The organism is Rhizobium fabae (genome assembly GCF_003985135.1).
In the GTDB taxonomy this organism is placed as follows: domain Bacteria; phylum Pseudomonadota; class Alphaproteobacteria; order Rhizobiales; family Rhizobiaceae; genus Rhizobium; species Rhizobium pisi.
In genome coordinates, this window is the sequence record NZ_ML133647.1 from 188,882 (window position 1) to 208,665 (window position 19,784).

Below are 19,784 nucleotides of genomic sequence, written 5' to 3' on the forward strand. Positions count from 1 at the left end.
TCGGACGAATTAAAACTTGCCAGCCGCGCTCGACCTGCGCTTCGCGATGACGGCATTATGCATCAGGCTTATGAACGTCATTGGTCCTACGCCGCCGAGTACCGGCGTGATTGCGTCAGCCCGGATTGACGCTGGTCAGGCAATGACCGGCCAAGATCGGATATGGGCGCGCTCTCGCAGCTGGCCTGTCCGCTTGCTCGTCCCGGGATCACGGCGCTGAAATCGCCTTGAGCCGGTCGATATCCACAAGCACGATGTCTTCCGAAACCGGCTCGCGATTGTGCAGGCGGAACCATTCGGCCGCTTCGCGCACGCGGTCTCCGTGAGGCGATGGATAGGCGCCCAGTCCGAGAACCCATTCCCGCACGGTCTCCCGCTCCATCCGCCCGGCGCGGTATCGATCGCAGACGGTTTTCGCCGACGCGACGAGATCATTGATGCTTTTCACAAATATCCCTCAATGCGTGGAAGGTTCTTCGTCTTCCAGAAAGGATCGAATGCCATCCTTTGCCACGACGGCCAGGAATTCATCGAAGGCATCCCGGTCGGTCGCGAAGGGCTCTTCCCATTGGATCAGATCCTCCGACTGCGTGACGACTTCCATCGTCCAGTCCTCATTGCTGCCGGCGGTTCGAAAAATATCGACGAGCACGGTAATCCCGTCATCAGTGAATTCGCCCGCCAGTTCGGAATGCTCAAACTTCTGCTTCTTTGTCATCATTCAGCCGCCGGCCCCGGGAGGGGCGTCGTTTTTGAGATGTTCTTCGTATTGAACCGTCTCGGTTTCGTTCGTGTCGATCGAGGCGTTCGCGCGTTTCGCAAGGCGAACGCCGGCACCGCCACCATTCTCCGCGATGAAGAGCACGCCTGCGTCCTCCAAACTATGCTTCATATCCTGCAGGATTCGTTCGGACGGGGAAAGCGTCCCGGCCTCGAAATCGGCTATCGTCTCTTTGACGATTTTCGAGGCCGAAGACAAGTCATCCTGAGACCATCCGATGAGAGCACGCGCAGCGCGGCACTGGATGAAGAAAACAAGCGCGTGTCTTGCTGGGCCGGAACGGGGACGATCGTCAGATATTCGACGTTCGCGTTTCTGTGATGGCGCACCGAAGGCGGTTCTCTCCAGTGACCACTGCCATCCGGCAATAAGGGAGGTTGATTGACTGAATATTATTAAGGGCTAATCTAACGGCTCCTTGTCACGCGCCGGGAGGTAACAATGCGTGAGCCAGATATGCAGAAACTCGATGCGCTTGTCGGTCGTCTTGTTGGCGACGTCGGCGCCGCCATGTCAGGTGCCTTGGTCGTGCTTGGCGACAAGGTGGGAATTTTCAAGGCAATGGCCGATGGGACACCGTTGAGCGTCGAGCAACTTGCGACGAAAACCGGGGTGAAGGAGCGTTACCTCAGGGAATGGCTGAGTGCCCAGGCGGCGGCCGACTATATCACCTATGATGAAAAGACCGATCGTTTCAGCCTGACGCCGGAACAGGCGATGGTGTTCGCCGAGGAAAACAGCCCCGCCTTCTTCGTCGGCGCCTTCGAGGTCGTCCAATCCATGTGGATGGACGAACCCAAGGTCACCGAAGCCTTCCGCACCGGCAAGGGTCTCGGCTGGCATGAGCACAGCGCCTGCCTCTTCCGGGGAACCGAGCGGTTCTTTCGCCCGGGCTATAACAGCCATCTTATCAACGAATGGATTCCGGCTCTTGCCGGGATGGACGACAAGCTGAAGGCCGGCGCCAATGTTGCTGACGTCGGCTGCGGTCACGGCGCATCGACCATCCTGATGGCGCAGGCCTATCCCGCCTCGCATTTTACCGGCTTCGACTATCACGGCCCCTCGATCGAAAGAGCCAAGGCAGCCGCGAAAGAGGCTGGCGTCGCGGACCGTGTCACCTTCGAGCAGGGCCGGGCGTCCGAATTTCCGGGGCGCGGCTATGATATGGTCGCCATGTTCGACTGCCTTCACGACATGGGCGATCCGGTCGGCGCCGGACGGCACGTCAAGGAGACGCTTGCCCCGAACGGCACCTGGCTGATCGTCGAGCCCTTTGCCCATGACCATCTCAAGGACAATCTCAACCCGGTCGGCCGCGTCTATTACGGTGCGTCGACGATGATCTGTACGCCCGCGTCACTCTCCCAGGAGGTGGGGCTCGGGCTTGGCGCCCAGGCGGGAGAAATGAAACTTCGAAAGGTCGCACTCGACGCCGGCTTCACGCATTTCCGTCGTGCGACGGAAACGCCGTTCAACATGGTGTTCGAGGTGCGGGCGTAGAGAAGCCTGCTTCGGGGTGACCCGCTATTTCAGCTTGCCGATGCTGGCATACATGCCCGTCGTGCGGAATTCCGTGGGGTTGGTGCCGTAGACGCGGCGGAAGACCTTGGAGAAATAGTTGGCGTCCTCGAAGCCGCACATGATGGCGACTTCCTTGACGGGCAGGAAGTCCGCCTTGGTCAGCAGTTTGACGGCGCGCTGCAGGCGCTGTTGCAGCACGAATTCGGCGGGCGGCATGCCCTCGCTCTCGGCGAAGCTGCGCGAGAAATGCGCGCGGCTGAGGCCGACGATACCGGCAAGCTCGCTGACCGGCAGCGGCTTTTCGAGATTGGCGTTGATATGGTCGATCACCGGCTGCATGAGGCTGAGCTCGGCGGCAAAGGCCGGCGAGCCGAAGACGTCGTCATAGAGCGCCATTGCCGCCTCATAGGCGATTGCCGAGGCGGCACCCGCCGACGTCGCGCCTCTGACGAGACGCAGGCTGCAGTCGGCGAGATGGTCGATGGTCGAGGGCTGCAGTTTCAGCACAGGGCCGGCTGTCGAAAGCACCAGCTTGTGAATGCGCAGCGTCTCCTCGCCGTTCATTGAAATCCAGAAATATTCCCAGCGCTCGCCCTTCTCCAACCAGTAGCGGTGATTGTGCGGCACGAGCACCAGCAATGTGTCGCCACCTTGGAGACGATAATTGCGGTTCTGGTAGCGCAGCCGGCCGCTGCCGCTGATCGTATGCTGCAGCACGGTGAAGGGCGTCTGGCCGCGCCGGCGGCCATCCCAGTCGTAGGTTTCGTTCTCGCGTACTTCATAGCCGGCGCTGGTCGGCATCGCATGCAATCGCTGGCGCCCGCGCGGCAGGGAAACCGTCCTCATCGACTGTCCGTTGGCGATCAAATCCTGCAGCACAAAATTACCCCTGAAAGCATAATCCTTCTCTGGTGGCCCTGCCGATTTCGGGCATAATCCCGCTCGACAAGAAGGAAGAGACCACGGCCGACGAGAGCGGCCGGGAGGAAAACAGGCAGTTTTACGGCTTTTTCAACCACATGCGCCGGCATGCGGCCTGATCCTCCATAACCATCTTTTCTCTAGCATTCGATTAGGTCGAGGTGAAGATCATGAGTTTCAAAATCGCTATCATCGGTGCGGGCAGCGTTGGGTTCACCAAGAAGCTGTTCACCGACATTTTGTGCGTTCCCGAGTTTCGCGACATCGAATTCGCGCTGACCGATCTCAGCGAGCACAATCTCGAAATGATCAAGGCGATCCTCGACCGCGTCGTCGAGGCGAACGGGCTGCCGACAAAAGTGACAGCGACAACCGATCGGCGCAAGGCGCTGGAAGGCGCGCGTTATATCATCAGCTGCGTCCGGGTCGGCGGCCTCGAAGCCTATGCGGATGATATCCGCATCCCGTTGAAATACGGCATCGATCAATGTGTCGGCGATACGATCTGCGCCGGCGGCATCCTCTATGGCCAGCGCAACATCCCTGTTATCCTCGACTTCTGCAAGGATATAAGAGAGGTCGCCGAGCCAGGCGCGAAGTTCCTGAACTATGCCAATCCGATGGCGATGAACACCTGGGCGGCGATCGAATACGGCAAGGTCGACACGGTCGGCCTCTGCCATGGCGTCCAGCACGGCGCCGAACAGATCGCCGATGTGCTCGGCGCCAAGTCGCGCAGCGAGCTCGACTATATCTGCTCCGGCATCAACCACCAGACCTGGTTCATCGACCTGCGTCTCAACGGCCGCAAGATCGGCAAGGACGAGTTGGTTGCCGCCTTCGAGGCACATCCGGTCTTTTCCCAACAGGAGAAACTGCGCATCGACGTGCTGAAGCGTTTCGGCGTCTATTCGACGGAAAGCAACGGCCATCTCTCGGAATACCTGCCCTGGTATCGCAAGCGGCCGGACGAAATCACCCGCTGGATCGACATGTCCGACTGGATCCACGGCGAGACCGGCGGTTATCTCCGCTATTCCACCGAAACGCGCAATTGGTTCGAGACGGAATTTCCGCAATTCCTGGAATCCGCCGCCAAGCCGATTGACCCTGCCAAGCGCTCGAACGAACATGCCAGCCACATCCTGGAGGCGCTGGAGACGAACCGGGTCTATCGCGGTCATTTCAACGTCAAGAACAATGGCGTCATCACCAACCTGCCGTCCGATGCGATCATTGAATCGCCCGGTTTCGTCGATCGCTTCGGCATCAACATGGTCTCCGGTGTCACCCTGCCGGAAGCCTGTGCGGCCACCTGCATTGCTTCGATCAACGTCCAGCGCATGTCGGTGCATGCCGCAATATCGGGCGACATCGATCTTCTGAAGCTCGCGGTGCTGCACGATCCGCTGGTCGGCGCCGTATCGACACCGGAAGAGGTCTGGCAGATGGTCGACGAGATGGTTGTTGCCCAGGCCCGCTGGCTGCCGCAATATGCTGATGCGGTGCCGGCCGCCAAGGAGCGGTTGTCGAAATCGAAGGTGCAGACTCGCGACTGGGCGGGCGCTGCGCGCCGCAATGTCCGCTCGATCGAAGAGCTGCGCGCCGAAAAGGCGGCTGTGAAACAGGCCGTGTGAATCTTGTGAAGGATGGGTCGTCATGGATTTCCGGGAGGGAATTCCATGACATCAGGCCCCGCTTTCATGTCGTGCGAGGAAAAGGAGCCGCGTGATCGCGCTCCGGAACAGAGGGAGAAACGATGATGAATTTCCGCAAAGCAGGCATTCTTGCCGGCCTGGCGCTCGGCGTCTCGGTTTTGGCGCTGAATGCATATGCCTCCGAGGCAACCATTCCGCCGGTGCCGGCGGAATTCCCCGCTGAAGGCAAGATCAAATATGTGGCGCGCGACTCCATCCTGGAGTTCAAGGCGCTGCCCGAATATCACGAGCCGGACTGGGTCACGAAGAATTTCGTCGCCGCCGGCAAGCTGCCGCCGGTCAAGGACCGGCTGCCGAAGGAGCCGCTGGTCTTCAAGACCGGCAATATGCCCGATGGTGTCGGTGTCTACGGCGATACGATGCGCCATGTCATCGGCGGCCGGCCGGAAGGCTGGAACTACGGCGCCGGCCAGACGCAGGGCTGGGGCGGCATCGATATCGGCCTCTCCGAATGCCTGACGCGCACAGCGCCGCTGTTCCAGGTGGAAGCCAAGGACACCGAGCCGCTGCCGAACCTCGCCAAGAGCTGGGATTGGTCTCCAGACGGACATAAGCTGACCATGCACCTGATCGAAGGCGCCAAATGGTCCGATGGCGCGCCGTTCAACGCCGACGACATCATGTTCTACTGGGACGACGAAGTCATCGACCCGAACGTCTCGCCGCTTGGCGGCGGCGCATCGCCGGAAGCCTTCGGCGCGGGCACGACGCTGAAGAAGATCGACGATTACACTGTGGAATGGACCTTCAAGGAGGCCTTCCCGAAACAATATCTCTACACGATGTCCTACCCGAATTTCTGCCCGGGTCCGTCGCATATCCTGAAACCGCAGCATCCGAAATATTCGAAGAACACCTACGACCAGTTCAAGAACGCCTTCCCGCCGGAATTCATGAACATGCCGGTCATGGGCGCCTGGGTGCCGGTGGAATATCGTTCCGACGACATCATCGTGATGCGGCGCAACCCTTATTACTGGAAGGTCGACGAGAAGGGCAACCAGCTGCCTTATCTCAACGAGCTGCACTACAAGCTTTCGACCTGGGCCGACCGTGACGTTCAGGCCGTGGCAGGATCCGCCGACATCTCGAACCTCGAGCAGCCGGAAAACTTCGTCGCGTCGCTGAAGCGTGCCGCTGAGAAGACGGCGCCCGCCCGTCTTGCCTTCGGTCCTCGCCTCATCGGCTACAATCTTCGCATGAACTTCTCCGCCAATGGCTGGGGCAACCCGGACGAGCGCGGTCAGGCGATCCGCGAGTTGAACCGCAATGAGGACTTCCGCAAGGCCGTGACCATGGCGCTCGATCGCAAGGCGATCGGCGACTCGCTGGTCAAGGGACCGTTCACCGCGATCTATCCGGGCGGGCTCTCCTCGGGCACCAGCTTCTACGACCGCAACTCGACCGTCTACTATCCCTTTGATCTCGCTGGCGCCAAGGCAGAACTCGCCAAAGCCGGCCTCAAGGATACGGATGGCAACGGCATCGTGAACTTCCCGGCCGGCACGCTCGGCGGCAAGGATGTCGAAATCGTCATGCTGATCACCAATCAGTACACGACCGACAAGAGCCTTGCCGAAGGTGTCGTCGCCCAGATGGAGAAGCTCGGTCTGAAGATCGTCATCAATGGGCTCGACGGTACGAAGCGTGACGATGCCCATTATTCCGGCCGCTTCGACTGGCTGATCCAGCGCAACACGACGGAACTGTCGTCGGTGGTGCAGAATACCGAACAGCTTGCTCCGGTCGGCCCACGCACGAGCTGGAACCATCGTGCCGGCAAGGACGACAAGCTTGATCTGATGCCCTTCGAGACGGAACTTGTCGACGTCGTCAACAAGTTCACGACGAGCCAGAGCAATGACGAGCGCGTCAATCTGATGAAGCAGTATCAGAAGATCTCGACGGAGCACGTCAACACTGTCGGTCTGACGGAATATCCCGGTGCGCTGATCATCAACAAGCGGTTCTCGAACGTCCCGCAGGGCACGCCGATCTTCATGTTCAACTGGGCTGAAGATTCCGTGATCCGCGAACGCCTGTGGGTGGCCGCCGACAAGCAGGGCAAATACGAGCTGTTCCCCGAACAGCTGCCCGGCAAGCCCGGCGACAAGGGTCCGATCAACTGATGCATGTCGCCCGGAAGTGTTCCGCGCTTCCCAATGACCTGCATGAAACAAAGAGCTAAAGCGCGTCGCATTCGATGCGACGCGCTGGAGAGTTTCCTCCCAGCCCGAAGTGAGCCTCAGGCCGCGCGTGCCGCGCGCGGCCTGATATGACCAACAAGCCGGCCGCGCTGATAAGGAGCGACTGGCGGCAAGGAGAAGCGAACCGTCCGATGTTACGATTCCTGCTCACGCGCATAGCCTCTGCGATCCCCGTTCTCTTCATCCTGAGCGTGGTCACCTTTGCGATCATCCAGGCTCCGCCCGGTGACTATGCCGATTATATAAGATCCCAGCTGATCAACCAGGGCGGCGCGTCCTATGCCCAGGCCGACGCGCAGGCCCAAGCCTACCGGGTCGAACACGGCCTCGATAAGCCGATGATCGTCCAATACGTCAACTGGATCGGCGGAATCGTGACGCGCGGCGATTTCGGCTACAGCATGTTTTACAACAAGCCGGTGGCCGACGTGGTCGCAGAGCGGCTGCCGCGCACTTTGCTTCTGGCGCTCGTCTGCCACATCTTCGCTTCGGTGCTCGGCATCGGTTTCGGCATCTGGGCGGCGACGCGACAGTACAGCTGGATCGACAGCCTGCTTTCGGGGATTTCCTTCCTCGGCATGACGGTGCCGCGCTTCCTGATGGCGCTGATCATCGTCTATCTCCTGGTCTTCCAGTTCAACGTTTCCGAAATCGGCAGCTTCTTCTCGCCGCAATATGGCGGGGCGCCCTGGTCCTGGGCGAAATTCGCAGATCTCGTCCACCATGTCTGGCCGGTCGTCGCGATCGCCACCTTCGGCGGGCTCGCCTACAACATGCGCGTGATGCGCGGCAATCTGCTAGACACGCTGAACGCCCAATATGTCGAGACGGCGAAGGCCAAGGGGCTTTCCGGCGCGGCGGTGGTGATGCGCCATGCGGTGCCCAACGCGCTGCACCCGCTGGTGATGTATCAGGGCGTCGTGCTGCCTTACATGCTGACCGGCGAGATCGAAACCGCGATCATCTTCGCACTGCCGACCGTCGGTCCGGCGATCGTCGGCTCGATGGCGGTCGGCGACGTCTATGTCACTGCCACCTTTATGATGGTGCTCTCGGCGACGCTGATCGTCGGCAATATCATCGCCGACATGCTGCTGGCCCTGCTCGATCCGCGTGTGCGCCAGTTTGGAGGAGCCTGAAATGCTTGCTTTTGACTCTTCCGCCACGCCCCCGACAACCGAACTCGCGATCAAGAAGCCTTCGCATGGCAGCGAGAGCTATCTGGCGCTCGTCTGGCGCCGGTTGAGGCGTTCCTGGACCGGTATGGCCGGGCTCGTGCTCGTCGGGCTCTTGATCTTCATGGCGATCTTTGCCGATTTCTTCGCGCCGATGGACCCGAAGGCGACCGATGTCGGCTTCGCGCCGCCGCAGGTGATGAGCTTCCACGACAAGGACGGTAATTTCGTCTTCCAGCCGCGCGTCTATGCGCTCTCCGATTCCGAAGAGCTCGACCCGGTGACCTTCCAGCCGATCGTCGGTATGGATTATGACAATCCGCGGCTGCTCAGCTTCTTCGTCAGGGGCGCTGAATACCAGCTTTTCGGCCTGATCCCGGCCAACCGGCACTTCTTCGGCTCGACCGACGGCCAGCCGGTGCATTTCCTCGGCACCGACAAGTTCGGCCGTGATGTGCTGTCGCGCGCCATCATTGGCTCGCGTATCTCGCTGACGATCGCCCTGACTGTAGTCTTCATCGTCACCATTATCGGCACGACGGTCGGCATGGTGTCGGGTTATTTCGGCGGCACCTTCGATGTGTGGCTCCAGCGCTTCGTTGAACTGGTGCTCGCCTTCCCGCAGCTGCCTCTCTATCTGGCGCTGACCTCGCTCATCCCGGTGACGGCGCCGACCAACGTCTTCCTCGCCTTCGTCATCGCCGTGATGTCGGCGCTCGGCTGGGCGCAGATGTCGCGCGAAGTGCGCGGCAAGACCCTGGCGCTCGCTCGCATCGACTATGTCCGCGCTGCCATGGCCGTCGGCGCCACCGACACGCGCATCATCATGCAGCATATCTTCCCGAACGTGATGAGCCACGTCATCGTTGCGGTGACGCTCGCCATACCGAGCGTCGTGTTGCTCGAATCCTTCCTGGGTTTCTTGGGCTTCGCGGTCAAGCCGCCGCTGATTTCCTGGGGGCTGATGCTGCAGGATACGGCGACCTATTCGGTCATCGGCTCCTATCCCTGGATTCTCTCCCCCGTCGGCTTCGTGCTCGTCACCGTGTTCGCTTTCAATGCGCTCGGCGACGGACTGCGCGACGCGGTCGATCCTTATTGAGGTGATTGATATGGCTCTCGCACTGGTCAATTCCTTCGCCCCGCCCGTCCGTCACGATCATGATGGCCGTTCGGACACGCCGATTATCGACGCCCGCAATGTGGCGGTGAACTTCAAGGTCGAGGACGGCATGGTCGAAGCCGTCAAGGACGTCTCGTTCCAGCTCTATCGCGGCGAGACGATCGCAATCGTTGGCGAATCCGGCTCCGGCAAATCGGTGACGGCGCGAACGGTGATGGGGCTTCTGTCGAAGCGCGCGGTGGTTTCCGACAAATCGACGGTCGCCTATGACGGCAACAACATCCTCAAATTCTCCGAGCGGGCGCGTCGCAAGCTGCGCGGCGACCGTATCTCGATGATCTTCCAGGAGCCGATGAGTTCGCTGAACCCGATCTATACGATCGGCAGCCAGATCGTCGAGGCGATCCGCGTCCATCGCCGGATCAGCAAGAGGGATGCGCAAAAGCGCGCGCTCGAACTGCTCGAACATGTGCAGATCCCCGATCCCGCCGCGCGGCTCATGCAATATCCGCATCAGCTTTCCGGCGGCCAGCGCCAGCGCGTGATGATCGCCATGGCGCTCGCCAACGATCCGGACGTGCTGATCGCCGACGAGCCGACGACGGCGCTCGACGTCACGGTGCAGGCGCAGATCCTCAACCTGATCCGCAACCTTCAGAAAGAGCTGGGGATGGCCGTCATCCTCATCACCCACGATCTGACCGTCGTGCGGCAGTTCTCGGATTACGTCTATGTGATGCAGCACGGCGAAGTGCGCGAGCACAACACCACCGAAGCGCTGTTTGCCAATCCGCAGCACGCCTATACAAGGCATCTGCTCGCCTCCGAACCGCGCGGCCAGGCCAATCCGCTGCCGGAGGGATCGGATGTCATCCTCGATGCCAAGGGCGTGCGTGTCTCCTTCATGATGCGTCACGGTACTTTTCTCAAGCCGGCGATGCGTGAGCTCGTCGCCGTCGACAGCCTCAACCTGACGCTACGCCGTCACGAGACGCTCGGCCTCGTCGGTGAATCCGGTTCCGGCAAGACGACGTTCGGCCAGGCGATCTTGCGGTTGAACACGCCCGACAGCGGCGAGATCCATTTCGATCATCAGCCGATCCATGGCCTCTCACGCGCCGAGATGCGGCCCTTGCGCGCCCGCATGCAGGTGGTGTTCCAGGATCCGTTCTCATCGCTCAACCCGCGCATGACGATCGGCCAGATCATCGAGGAAGGCCTTGTCGTCAACCGGCTGGGCGCGACCAGGGGCGAGCGGCAGGACCGGGTGCGAGAGGCGCTGATTGCCGCCGGCATGCCCGGCAATATCCTGTCGCGCTTCCCGCACGAATTTTCCGGCGGCCAGCGCCAGCGCATCGCGATTGCCCGCGCCATCGCGCTGGAACCGGAATTCATCCTGCTCGATGAGCCGACATCGGCGCTCGACCTTTCCGTCCAGGCGCAGATCATCGAACTGCTGCGCAAGCTGCAGGACGAGCGGGGCCTGAGCTACCTCTTCATTTCCCACGACCTCAAGGTCGTCAGGGCGCTCTGCCATCGCGTCATCGTCATGCAGCATGGCAAGATTGTCGAAGAAGGCCCCGTCAACGAAGTTTTATCCCATCCCAAGACCGCCTACACCGAACGGCTCGTCAAGGCCGCTTTCGAGGTAGCGTGAACACCGAATGCCGGAGGTTATAATGGCAGTAAATCCCAAGATCACTTTCATCGGAGCAGGCTCCACCGTCTTCATGAAGAACATCGTCGGCGACGTATTGCAGCGTCCGGCCCTGTCGGGCGCGACGATCGCCTTGATGGACGTCAATCCGCAGCGGCTGGAGGAAAGCGCCGTCGTCGTCAACAAGCTGATCTCGACGCTCGGCGTCAAGGCGAAGGCCGAGACCTATTCCGATCAGCGCAAGGCGCTTGCGGGCGCCGATTTCGTCGTCGTCGCCTTCCAGATCGGCGGCTATGAGCCCTGCACGGTCACCGATTTCGAAGTGCCGAAGAAATACGGGCTGCGCCAGACGATCGCCGATACACTCGGCGTCGGCGGCATCATGCGCGGGCTGCGTACCGTGCCGCATCTCTGGAAGATCTGCGAGGACATGCTCGCCGTCTGCCCCGAGGCGATCATGCTGCAATATGTCAACCCGATGGCGATCAACACCTGGGCGATATCGGAGAAATATCCCACCATTCGCCAGGTCGGCCTCTGCCATTCGGTGCAGGGCACGGCGATGGAACTGGCTCACGATCTCGACATTCCCTACGAGGAAATCCGATACCGTTCGGCCGGCATCAACCACATGGCCTTCTATCTCAAATTCGAGCATCGCCAGCCAGATGGCTCCTACCGCAACCTCTATCCCGATCTCGTGCGCGGCTATCGCGAGGGCAGGGCGCCGAAGCCCGGCTGGAACCCGCGCTGCCCGAACAAGGTGCGCTACGAGATGCTGACGCGGCTCGGCTATTTCGTCACCGAAAGCTCGGAGCATTTCGCCGAATACACGCCCTATTTCATCAAGGAGGGCCGCGAGGACCTGATCGAGAAATTCGGCATTCCGCTCGACGAATATCCCAAACGCTGCATCGAGCAGATCGAGCGCTGGAAGGGCCAGGCGGAGGCCTACCGCTCGGCAGACAAGATCGAGGTCGAGCCGTCGAAGGAATATGCCTCCTCGATTATCAATTCGGTCTGGACCGGCGAGCCCTCGGTGATCTACGGCAACGTCCGCAACAACGGCTGCATCACTTCGCTGCCCTATAATTGCGCCGCCGAAGTGCCCTGCCTCGTCGACGCCTCCGGCATCCAGCCGACCTTCATCGGCGACCTGCCGCCGCAGCTGACCGCGCTGATCCGCACCAATATCAACGTGCAGGAACTGACGGTGCAGGCGCTGATGACTGAAAATCGCGAGCACATCTATCACGCCGCGATGATGGACCCGCATACGGCAGCCGAACTCGACCTCGACCAGATCTGGTCGCTGGTCGACGATCTGCTCGCCACCCACGGCGACTGGTTGCCCGAATGGGCGCGCACCAGCCGTAAGGTACAGGCCGCCTGATCCCCTCTCCCGGGTCGGGCGTCAAAGAGCCCCGCGGTCGCAACAACCGCGGGGTTTTTCGTGGGTGAAGCCTAATTCTGGGACGACCGACCACCGGTCTTCTCATGGCGGAGCCCACCACGTTTCATGCCCGAGAATTGCTTCGGCGGCGTTATGCTGGTGGCTTCGGAAATTCAAAATGCTGACCGCTTTTTAGGATCGGGTATTTCACCGTCAGGGTATCCTTCACCGTTCGTCCCGAGTCTGTGGTAGTAATGATTGTTGCTGTTACCGCGATCAAGCCGGGTGGTGTGCTCCTCTTGTCTTCCTTGACGGAGAACTTGTATTCATCATTTTTACCGGCTCGGCCGCTGATTTGCCCGTCCCCGTCCTCACACAGACTTGAAGCATACTCGTCAAAGATCGATAGCTGCTCGTATTCGTCCGGTATTTTTACGTAGACCACGAATGCCATGATGCTCTCCATCAATGCGTGATTAGTCGCGGGTAAGACGGCCGTCCCGATGTGCCATCCTAAGGGTGATTGCGTAAGAGCTTGGGGATCGTTTTCCCGGTAGATTGGCGTCTAGTATGAGTGTCTTTGCGTCGCCGAAGTTTGTGCATATCTCAAGCAACATATCGGATGCGCGGATCCTCCACATCTTATAGCCAAGATCATCAAATCCACATCCGACGGCGTCCCGGGGAGTGTCGCCTGTAACGAGAAATACCCGGTTTGAATCGAACCTGTAGCAATGCCCTTCAAAAGCATAACCATAGGCTAGAACGACTGAATATTCTCCGGACGCACTTCCGACATCGCCATGGAACAATTGCATTCGAAGATCGGTTAGGGATCCCTCTCCGATATCGAAGCGAGCATAATCGTTTCTGTCGTTGAGCTTGACGCCGTAAAGGATTAGGGCATCAGCTTCGTAGCGCTCGGTCGCCGGAGCGGGGACGCTGTCATTTATCATCGATACCTCCCGTCGTCTGGTTAAAGAATTCCACGCCACCTCATGCAATCTTCAAGCTGGTCAATGTAAGCGACACCCCTCCCTCGGCTGGCAGCTTCGAGGAAGGCTAGTGCTGCGGCTTCAAAAGTCAGACTGTCCGGTTCGAGGTACCTCCAGGAACGCACCACGGCTTCGCCGACGATGTCCCGTGCGTCCTGCAGCGCAGCCTTCGTGGCGAAATGCTTCAATTCATAGGATGCCTTTGGCGCTCGTAACCCTTCTTCGATAAGCGCCGGCACCATTTGCCGACGAAGATCGCTGAACTTTCTGGGATTGATGTCCGATGTTCCGCGTTCGAACTGCAGCGACTGGAAGACCTCGATCAGGCAATCAAAAAGGCCCGCCGCGAACGGCTTTGACTGGTCGTGAACATCGCTGCCGACATCGCCGATACGAAGCGAGTTATTGAACGATCGCAATTGCTTCTCGTCGCTGAGTTCCGAAAATTTATCGAGTTCATTGTGCAAGAGCAGATTTCCGCTGGTGCGGCGAAGGAGTCGATCGACAGCGGTATCGAATTGCAGCAATCCCAGCAGCGATATGAAATCGGCTATCGCTTCGTGGTAGGAAAAGAAATCGGTGTCACGTCCGTCGCCCTGGAGGACTCCGAGTTCGTTCAACAGAATGAGATGTCCCATTTCGTGAGCAACGGCGTCGAAATTCAGCGCGAAACTTGATGCCGAGTTTCCCGGCTCGCTCTCACCCAGTTCCAGAAAGCCAAAGCCGGATTGTGCATTCTCCCAATCGGGAATGCGGGGAACAATTTCCAATCGTTCCAGCGTTGGTTCGAAGAACCAGGGGATCGAGCGACCGACATAGCTCTCACAGATATCGAGAACCCGGTGGGCGCAGGCAAAGCTGTGCGTCGAAAGGAATGCTGGCGAACCAGGCCCGATGTGATCGAAATGACCATCGGGACCGGGCTCTACAGGGGACTGCAAAAGGCCGGTATAAGGAGGGATATATGGCGCGGCATAGGGAGACTTCGGTTCAACGGGGTTTGCCACATACATTCGGCTGTCCGATGGCCCCGCCAGGATCGGCCCCGCTGAAGCTCCGATCCATACCACTTCGGGCTTTTCATAGCCGGGGATGAAGGGGGGCTGGGGAAAGACAAGGAAACGTACCCCCAGGGGCTGCCCTGAAGCCGCCCCGCTGCCTGCGCCCTCCGGATGTGTGATGGCATCCAATGCTGCCCCCACCGCTCATTGCCCCACGCCAAGCGAATTTTCTAATATACCAGTACTACGCGCCTTTCGACAATAGTGTATCGAGCAGATTGTAGTACTCCATGTCGTTGGCAAACGATTCTGTAAGTTCAAACTCAAACGGAAAGCTCTCGTTTAGATTGTTGATATTTTGATTGTCCAGATATTTCAGAAGATTTACCGCATCGGTTCGCTTCTGGTTTACAACTCCAGCTTTCAGCCACGCCTTTAGTGCTTCGAGCTGGTCGATAGGGCTGCGACTGTTTTCAGCCGCCGCAAAGAGCTTGGGAAACGACCTTTGGCTGAAGTGAAGCGAGCGTGCCAGTGACTCAAGGTCATGCCTGAGCCATTTTTCGATGACCCCAGCGCGTTCCGCGTTTCTCAGAGAGAGCCGGATGTCTATGAGAGCATCACCCAATGCGCTTGATCCCAGTTCAACGGGCGCCATTGGCACTGTGACGTCGGCATCATCGGCGAGCGGTTGCCTTCGGTACCACCGGTAGATCAGCCCATGCCCAATCATTCCTTGGGGAGCTAGTTCCGCGGCTCGTAGCGCGCCTATGCTTGATGCACCGTACATGCGGACTCCTCGGGCCATGGCCCACAGAATTTCCTGGTGGCGAACAGCCGGAAACTGCGCGAAGACGCCGTCAATCAGCACGATCGCCGAGGGAGCGTATTGCCCCACGGCCCGCACGACATCTCCGCATCCGATGGGAGGAAGATAGATCGCGTCCAGGTGCCTCCGCGCTTCCGTCTCGGAGAGGGTTGGGCCGAGAAAAACCACGATATCATCGCGCAAGGTCTGCCTCCGGATTTGTTTCCAGTGGAGGAGCAACCACTCGGACGACATGAAGGGGTACGCGATCATCCGAATGAAGAACCACAAGAATAGCCGCAGTCGCGCCCGCCAGCTTTAGCGCCTCGATTATCGGCCGGATGGATCGGTCGTTGGCAGGAGGACACTCCTTCTCGCCATATGAACTGCCCCCCTTTGCGAGTTGACCGCGCCATGCGGCCAGTTCCGCAGCATCCGGGTATCCATAAAGGTCGGTCCTGATATCTTCCCGCGCCGCTGAAATGACTCCCAGTCGAGATTGGCAAGCTTCAAGCAGTGCACTCGTCAGAGCGCGATTGTGGCTGAAGTCGCACCCGAAGCCTTCAGCTGGCAAAGGCGCGAATGGCGCTCTGCTTGCATCTTCCATGACATGGCACCAGTAGATTGGCAGCGCGTGCGGTGCCGGGATCTGCCAGATGCCCACGACAAACCCCGCCTTGGATAGTCGTCGCATGATTTCCCCAGCGCTTCCCGAGTGAACTGACCGGCTATCGATCTGAAAGCGGTCAAAGAAATGAGGTGTTTTCATTGCCGTGCATCGAGCCTGCCGCTCCAAAATCTCCAGGCAGGCATGGACTAGGGCGCTTTGAAGGCTCGTGCCAGCAGCCAGGCCGGTTGTGTCTCTGGGGATCCAATGTGGATGAGACGACGGGATGGTGTAGGCGGTGTCGACAAGGGCAAGCGGAACGGAGGTTTTTCGACCCGAAAAGAGATCCAACCCGTCAATCCAGGAAAGCGTCTCATCGCCTCGGCCGCCGCCAAGATGCGACCAGTATTTCTGTTCGTTCATTTCGCGGAGGGTCGCCGTGAAGACACGGTCCGGGGCAATTCGCTCCGAGGCCCATCCCTCCAGGGATTCCATCAGGCCCGAAATCGCCGCAACCGGAAACGTCAAACCTTTCCCTTGGCTGACCGTGACGGAAAGCGACCGCGGCCGCACGACCTGGACAACGGGAACTCCGATCCAGTCGAGTTGCGTGACCGAACCGAGCCTAGTGATCCCGTATTCGTGTCTACGCGCGAGGATGCGCCGCACCGTCGGCCAGGGGTCAGGGGGCGAGGGGAGAGGGGTATCGAAGATATTATCGAGCATCCCTTCGGCCACCGCATCCTCCTGCCCCTGGGGCTACAATCTTGGCAGTCCGTCCAGGGCGCGCTTTGCTCTTTCTGCCAGCCAGGCCGCTTTTTGTCTTTCGGCAATCTGGATGGCTTTCGTCAGGTCTCTCTTTATCAATGAGGGAGCGTCGTTCAGATCGCGTCTCAGTTTTGCGCTGAGGTGATACAGTTCGGCGAGCCAGAACCACTGGCCGCTATTGCGGCCAACGTTAATCGCATTGTGAACGGTTGCGAGAGCTTCGGCAGGCTTGCCGAGCCGCTGCAGCACTTGCGCATGCATGTCGCTGTGTATGGAAAAGTTGTCGTCTGTGCCCAATTGCTGCTGGAGCAGGAGGCCGCCCTGGAAGCGCTCTTCGCCGCGTTCTGCGGATGACGTCATCAGTTCCGCCCAGCCGCAGTACATGTTGGCACGCGCCTGGCTTGCGGCGAGATCGTGCCGCTCTGCAAGCGATAGCATTTGTTCGCCGAGAGCATGGACATCGTCATATCTGCCTTGGCAGCGACGAAGGACTATTGCGTAATAAAGTGCATGAACCATGCTGCCTGCATGATCAGTCGAGGTTGCCCATTCCAGGCACTGTTTGATCGCGTTTTCACTGGCGTCGAGATCGTTCAGAAGCAGGTAGGAAAGGGCGCTCTCACCCAACCCGCATACCTTGGCATCATGTCCACCGAAGAAGGCTCGATTTCTTACGGCTCTTTCGGGGTCGTAGAGATCAAGGCCTTTGGCGACACAATCGAGACAGAAGTCGTGCTCGCCGGCATGGAAGCTCGTGGCCCATCCGCAGTGATAGGACTGAAGTCTCGTCTCCTGATCCTCGACGGCTTGCATGTCGCCTACCAGAATTCGCGCGCGAGACTGTTGTGTCAGAATGTTGGGCGCTGTGAACCACCATCCCCAATAGACCGGGAAATGTTTCACCCGAACGACAGACGATTGCTTCCTCAGAAGCTGCATTGCGCGGGAATAGACCCGCCGCGCGCTCTCCGAGCCCTCTCCCTCAAGTGCGGTCGCCACGACGCCTTGAAGTTCGAACAGGCCGAGTGCGAGTTCGGTGCGATCGGGATGGCGCTGGGAAACGCTGTCGACCTCCCGCGCGCAGAGTTCGAGTGACACGTTTGCCTCGTGCATGGCGGAGCGAAGAACGCTTGCTTCCGCCGCCGCCAACGCAAACCTGGCGGCGGCGTCATGCAGGCCCGCTTCGGCACACTGCCAGGCAGCGATCGCAGCCGGCAGGCTGGGCTCTCCTTCTCCGATCAAGAGATCCGCGATCCGCCTGTGTATGCGACGTCTGTCGCTCTTGAGAAGGCTGCTATAGGCAGCTTCCTGAGTGAGCACATGCCGGAACTGGAAGGAACCACGAAGGGAGGAACGCTCGATGATGCCTTGGGAAAGAAGCCGCTCGATGGCAACGTCGACAGTCTGCCGGCTGACCCCTTCGAGAAGGTAGATGAGCAGCGAGATGCTGAATTCGCGGCCGATAACGCTCGCAAATTGCGCCACCCGTCGGGCCGGACCGGTCTCAGCGAGTCTGGCGGAAAGCAGATCATTCAGCGAAGTGACGCCACCTTCCAGCAGCAGCCCCTTCCATTCGGACAACGCCTTGCCCAAGGGTTGCCTCCCCAGGAAGAAGTTGGCCAGTTCTTCCGCATAGAGCGGCATGCCATCGCATTGATCCAGTATGAAATCCGACAGGCCGGGCGGAGGATGCTCACCCCAAATCGAGGCGACGAGATCCCGAACCGCAGCAGAGGCTAATCCGGACAATTCTATCTCGGTTGCAACTGCCAGGGATCGCCTGATTCTCGATGTCTGAATCACAAGGATCGGAAGCTTCTCGGCCAGCAATCCCAATCGATCCATCAACTCCAAAGTCATGCCGTCAGCCCAGTGAACATCCTCGAAGACAAGGAGCGTCGGAACGGCTGTTGCTTTGCATGTCAGGATGTGAGCCGCGGCTTCGATGACCTTCCGCCTGAACGCGCCCCCGGACAAATCGGGCACCCGGATATTACGCGACGTGGCCGAGGACCGGTCGGCAGTAAAGGAGAGAATTGTGTCGACTGTATCGGCCTCTACGTCTCGGCCGGATGCTTGAAGAGCCTCAACAAAAGCTCCGTTGTCGCCATCCTTCAGAACCGAAGGTTCGGCGACGAGCCTCTCGAGAAATGCAACAAACGGATGAAGAGGCTGGCTCTCCAAGCGCCGGCCGCACTGGAAGACCAAGGTCTCGTGCGCAGTTTCCCTTAGGTTTCGGGCGAATTCGCCAAACAGTCTGGATTTGCCGATGCCGGCCTCTCCGACCAGGGCGATCGAACTCCCCTTGCCATCGAGAGCTGAATTCCAGGCACTCGAAAGCGCGGCAAGTTCTCTTTCTCTGCCTCTGATTGGCCTGTCCCATTCATGGGATGGCGATGGCTCCAACGTTGATCGCTCACGCTCTTGTGGGCGCCAGAGCGCAATCGGCTCTTCAAACCCTTTGAGCCTGGCCTCTCGAAGCAGGCTGTAGTCGAATTTGTGGCGGGTGAGCTGAACGGTCGAATCTGCGACAAGAACGGAATTAGGCTCGGCCTCCGCCTGCAAGCGAGCCGCCAGAACGGGTGCCGTGCCGACAATCTCATCACCTTCCGTGGAGAATACGACAAGACCGGTGGCAACCCCGATCCGCAGCTTGAAAGGTGTGCGAGCTTTGGCTTTGGTCCTGGCGGCAATGCGCACGAGTTCCAAGGAAGCCTGCACCGCACTTTCAGCTGCATCTTCAGACTGATCGGGATACCCGAAGAAACAGCATCCGCCGTCTCCGAGCCGCTGATGAAGAAACCCTCCGTGCTCTTTTATGATAGCTTCGGCACTCTGATGCAGCGCTGACACGGATCGGAAGAATTGTTCCGGCTCACTGCGCAGCAAGATCTCGGTGGAGCCCACGATGTCATAGAAAAGGGCAGTGACCTGTCGCCGCTCACCCGTAAATCGAAATCGCGCGTCGAGGGTTTTCATAATGGGTCGCCCAACACCATAGAAGCCTTGTTCAGGACATCCGATTTATAGCGTTGATGCAAGCTTTTCGTGCAGTGATGCTAATATAAGCCAGCTATATCGTGCGCCGCTTGATAGTGAACTATACTAT

The 19,784-nt window shown here is 59.4% G+C and carries 19 protein-coding genes; 8 read left to right on the plus strand and 11 right to left on the minus strand.

Features of this window, described 5'->3' with window-relative positions; translation table 11 throughout:
• Window positions 1-9 precede the first annotated feature (9 nt).
• From EFB14_RS06780 to EFB14_RS33325, 4 genes are all read right to left on the minus strand, one after another.
• Window positions 10-126: a hypothetical protein gene (locus EFB14_RS06780; RefSeq protein ID WP_126824441.1), complete on the minus strand. Its 117-nt coding sequence runs from the start codon at window positions 124-126 to the stop codon at window positions 10-12.
• Window positions 127-208: 82 nt separating this feature from the next.
• Window positions 209-448 (minus strand): hypothetical protein, encoded by a 240-nt coding sequence (locus tag EFB14_RS06785; RefSeq protein WP_009987796.1) that lies wholly within the window; start codon window positions 446-448, stop codon window positions 209-211.
• 9 nt (window positions 449-457) lie between these two features.
• On the minus strand, window positions 458-718 hold the full coding sequence (locus EFB14_RS06790) for a hypothetical protein (protein WP_126824444.1): 261 nt from the start codon (window positions 716-718) through the stop codon (window positions 458-460).
• A 3-nt stretch (window positions 719-721) separates the two neighbouring features.
• Complete coding sequence (locus EFB14_RS33325) at window positions 722-1,027, minus strand: helix-turn-helix domain-containing protein (RefSeq protein ID WP_126824447.1); 306 nt, start codon at window positions 1,025-1,027, stop codon at window positions 722-724.
• A gap of 195 nt (window positions 1,028-1,222) precedes the next feature.
• On the opposite strand from EFB14_RS33325, the gene EFB14_RS06800 reads away from it, so the two are divergent.
• Complete coding sequence (locus EFB14_RS06800) at window positions 1,223-2,284, plus strand: class I SAM-dependent methyltransferase (protein ID WP_126823842.1); 1,062 nt, start codon at window positions 1,223-1,225, stop codon at window positions 2,282-2,284.
• A 24-nt stretch (window positions 2,285-2,308) separates the two neighbouring features.
• Here the strand turns inward: EFB14_RS06800 and EFB14_RS06805 are convergent, their stop codons facing one another.
• Entirely contained in the window at window positions 2,309-3,151 is an 843-nt protein-coding gene (locus tag EFB14_RS06805; protein WP_126824450.1) for an AraC family transcriptional regulator, read from the minus strand.
• Window positions 3,152-3,216: 65 nt separating this feature from the next.
• Here EFB14_RS06805 and EFB14_RS33725 point away from each other — a divergent pair, with 65 nt between their 5' ends.
• The 7 genes from EFB14_RS33725 to melA (EFB14_RS06835) all read left to right on the plus strand — a co-directional run bounded on the left by EFB14_RS33725 (window position 3,217) and on the right by melA (EFB14_RS06835) (window position 12,499).
• On the plus strand, window positions 3,217-3,345 hold the full coding sequence (locus EFB14_RS33725) for a hypothetical protein (protein ID WP_281015385.1): 129 nt from the start codon (window positions 3,217-3,219) through the stop codon (window positions 3,343-3,345).
• A gap of 51 nt (window positions 3,346-3,396) precedes the next feature.
• Window positions 3,397-4,863, plus strand: coding sequence for an alpha-glucosidase/alpha-galactosidase (melA, locus tag EFB14_RS06810; protein ID WP_126823844.1), 1,467 nt, complete (start codon window positions 3,397-3,399; stop codon window positions 4,861-4,863).
• 122 nt (window positions 4,864-4,985) lie between these two features.
• The gene (locus EFB14_RS06815; protein WP_126823846.1) at window positions 4,986-7,073 is read left to right on the plus strand and encodes an ABC transporter substrate-binding protein; all 2,088 of its coding nucleotides are present in this window, start codon (window positions 4,986-4,988) and stop codon (window positions 7,071-7,073) included.
• A 209-nt stretch (window positions 7,074-7,282) separates the two neighbouring features.
• Complete coding sequence (locus EFB14_RS06820) at window positions 7,283-8,290, plus strand: ABC transporter permease (protein WP_126823851.1); 1,008 nt, start codon at window positions 7,283-7,285, stop codon at window positions 8,288-8,290.
• Between the two features lies 1 nt (window position 8,291).
• A complete protein-coding gene (locus EFB14_RS06825; protein WP_126823853.1) occupies window positions 8,292-9,428 on the plus strand; it encodes an ABC transporter permease in 1,137 nt (378 codons plus the stop codon).
• A 10-nt stretch (window positions 9,429-9,438) separates the two neighbouring features.
• Complete coding sequence (locus tag EFB14_RS06830) at window positions 9,439-11,106, plus strand: ABC transporter ATP-binding protein (RefSeq protein ID WP_125845369.1); 1,668 nt, start codon at window positions 9,439-9,441, stop codon at window positions 11,104-11,106.
• Between the two features lie 22 nt (window positions 11,107-11,128).
• Complete coding sequence (melA, locus tag EFB14_RS06835) at window positions 11,129-12,499, plus strand: alpha-glucosidase/alpha-galactosidase (protein WP_125845368.1); 1,371 nt, start codon at window positions 11,129-11,131, stop codon at window positions 12,497-12,499.
• A gap of 151 nt (window positions 12,500-12,650) precedes the next feature.
• Here melA (EFB14_RS06835) and EFB14_RS06840 read toward each other — a convergent pair whose 3' ends face one another.
• From EFB14_RS06840 to EFB14_RS06865, 6 genes are read right to left on the minus strand one after another with little or no spacing between them, the layout of a single operon-like run.
• Window positions 12,651-12,953 carry a hypothetical protein gene (locus tag EFB14_RS06840; protein ID WP_126823855.1) on the minus strand — a complete coding sequence of 101 codons (303 nt, stop codon included), beginning with the start codon at window positions 12,951-12,953 and terminating at the stop codon, window positions 12,651-12,653.
• A 22-nt stretch (window positions 12,954-12,975) separates the two neighbouring features.
• Window positions 12,976-13,455, minus strand: a complete 480-nt coding sequence (locus EFB14_RS06845; protein ID WP_126823857.1) for a hypothetical protein — start codon at window positions 13,453-13,455, stop codon at window positions 12,976-12,978.
• Window positions 13,456-13,475: 20 nt separating this feature from the next.
• A complete protein-coding gene (locus tag EFB14_RS06850; protein WP_210302802.1) occupies window positions 13,476-14,684 on the minus strand; it encodes a gluzincin family metallopeptidase in 1,209 nt (402 codons plus the stop codon).
• A gap of 55 nt (window positions 14,685-14,739) precedes the next feature.
• The gene (locus tag EFB14_RS06855; protein WP_126823861.1) at window positions 14,740-15,504 is read right to left on the minus strand and encodes a TfuA-like protein; all 765 of its coding nucleotides are present in this window, start codon (window positions 15,502-15,504) and stop codon (window positions 14,740-14,742) included.
• Window positions 15,494-16,645: a YcaO-like family protein gene (locus EFB14_RS06860; protein ID WP_126823863.1), complete on the minus strand. Its 1,152-nt coding sequence runs from the start codon at window positions 16,643-16,645 to the stop codon at window positions 15,494-15,496. Before EFB14_RS06860 ends, EFB14_RS06855 begins: the two co-directional genes overlap by 11 nt.
• Window positions 16,646-16,666: 21 nt before the next feature.
• On the minus strand, window positions 16,667-19,654 hold the full coding sequence (locus tag EFB14_RS06865) for an ATP-binding protein (protein WP_126823865.1): 2,988 nt from the start codon (window positions 19,652-19,654) through the stop codon (window positions 16,667-16,669).
• Between the last annotated feature and the right edge of the window lie 130 nt (window positions 19,655-19,784).

Coding starts and splice junctions, on each gene's coding strand:
- EFB14_RS06790 (WP_126824444.1), bottom strand. CDS start 718: ATGACAAAGAAGCAGAAGTTTGAGCATTCCGAACTGGCGGGCGAATTC.
- EFB14_RS06800 (WP_126823842.1), top strand. CDS start 1,223: ATGCGTGAGCCAGATATGCAGAAACTCGATGCGCTTGTCGGTCGTCTT.
- EFB14_RS06805 (WP_126824450.1), bottom strand. CDS start 3,151: ATGAGGACGGTTTCCCTGCCGCGCGGGCGCCAGCGATTGCATGCGATG.
- melA (WP_126823844.1), top strand. CDS start 3,397: ATGAGTTTCAAAATCGCTATCATCGGTGCGGGCAGCGTTGGGTTCACC.
- EFB14_RS06815 (WP_126823846.1), top strand. CDS start 4,986: ATGATGAATTTCCGCAAAGCAGGCATTCTTGCCGGCCTGGCGCTCGGC.
- EFB14_RS06820 (WP_126823851.1), top strand. CDS start 7,283: ATGTTACGATTCCTGCTCACGCGCATAGCCTCTGCGATCCCCGTTCTC.
- EFB14_RS06825 (WP_126823853.1), top strand. CDS start 8,292: ATGCTTGCTTTTGACTCTTCCGCCACGCCCCCGACAACCGAACTCGCG.
- EFB14_RS06830 (WP_125845369.1), top strand. CDS start 9,439: ATGGCTCTCGCACTGGTCAATTCCTTCGCCCCGCCCGTCCGTCACGAT.
- melA (WP_125845368.1), top strand. CDS start 11,129: ATGGCAGTAAATCCCAAGATCACTTTCATCGGAGCAGGCTCCACCGTC.
- EFB14_RS06840 (WP_126823855.1), bottom strand. CDS start 12,953: ATGGCATTCGTGGTCTACGTAAAAATACCGGACGAATACGAGCAGCTA.
- EFB14_RS06845 (WP_126823857.1), bottom strand. CDS start 13,455: ATGATAAATGACAGCGTCCCCGCTCCGGCGACCGAGCGCTACGAAGCT.
- EFB14_RS06865 (WP_126823865.1), bottom strand. CDS start 19,654: ATGAAAACCCTCGACGCGCGATTTCGATTTACGGGTGAGCGGCGACAG.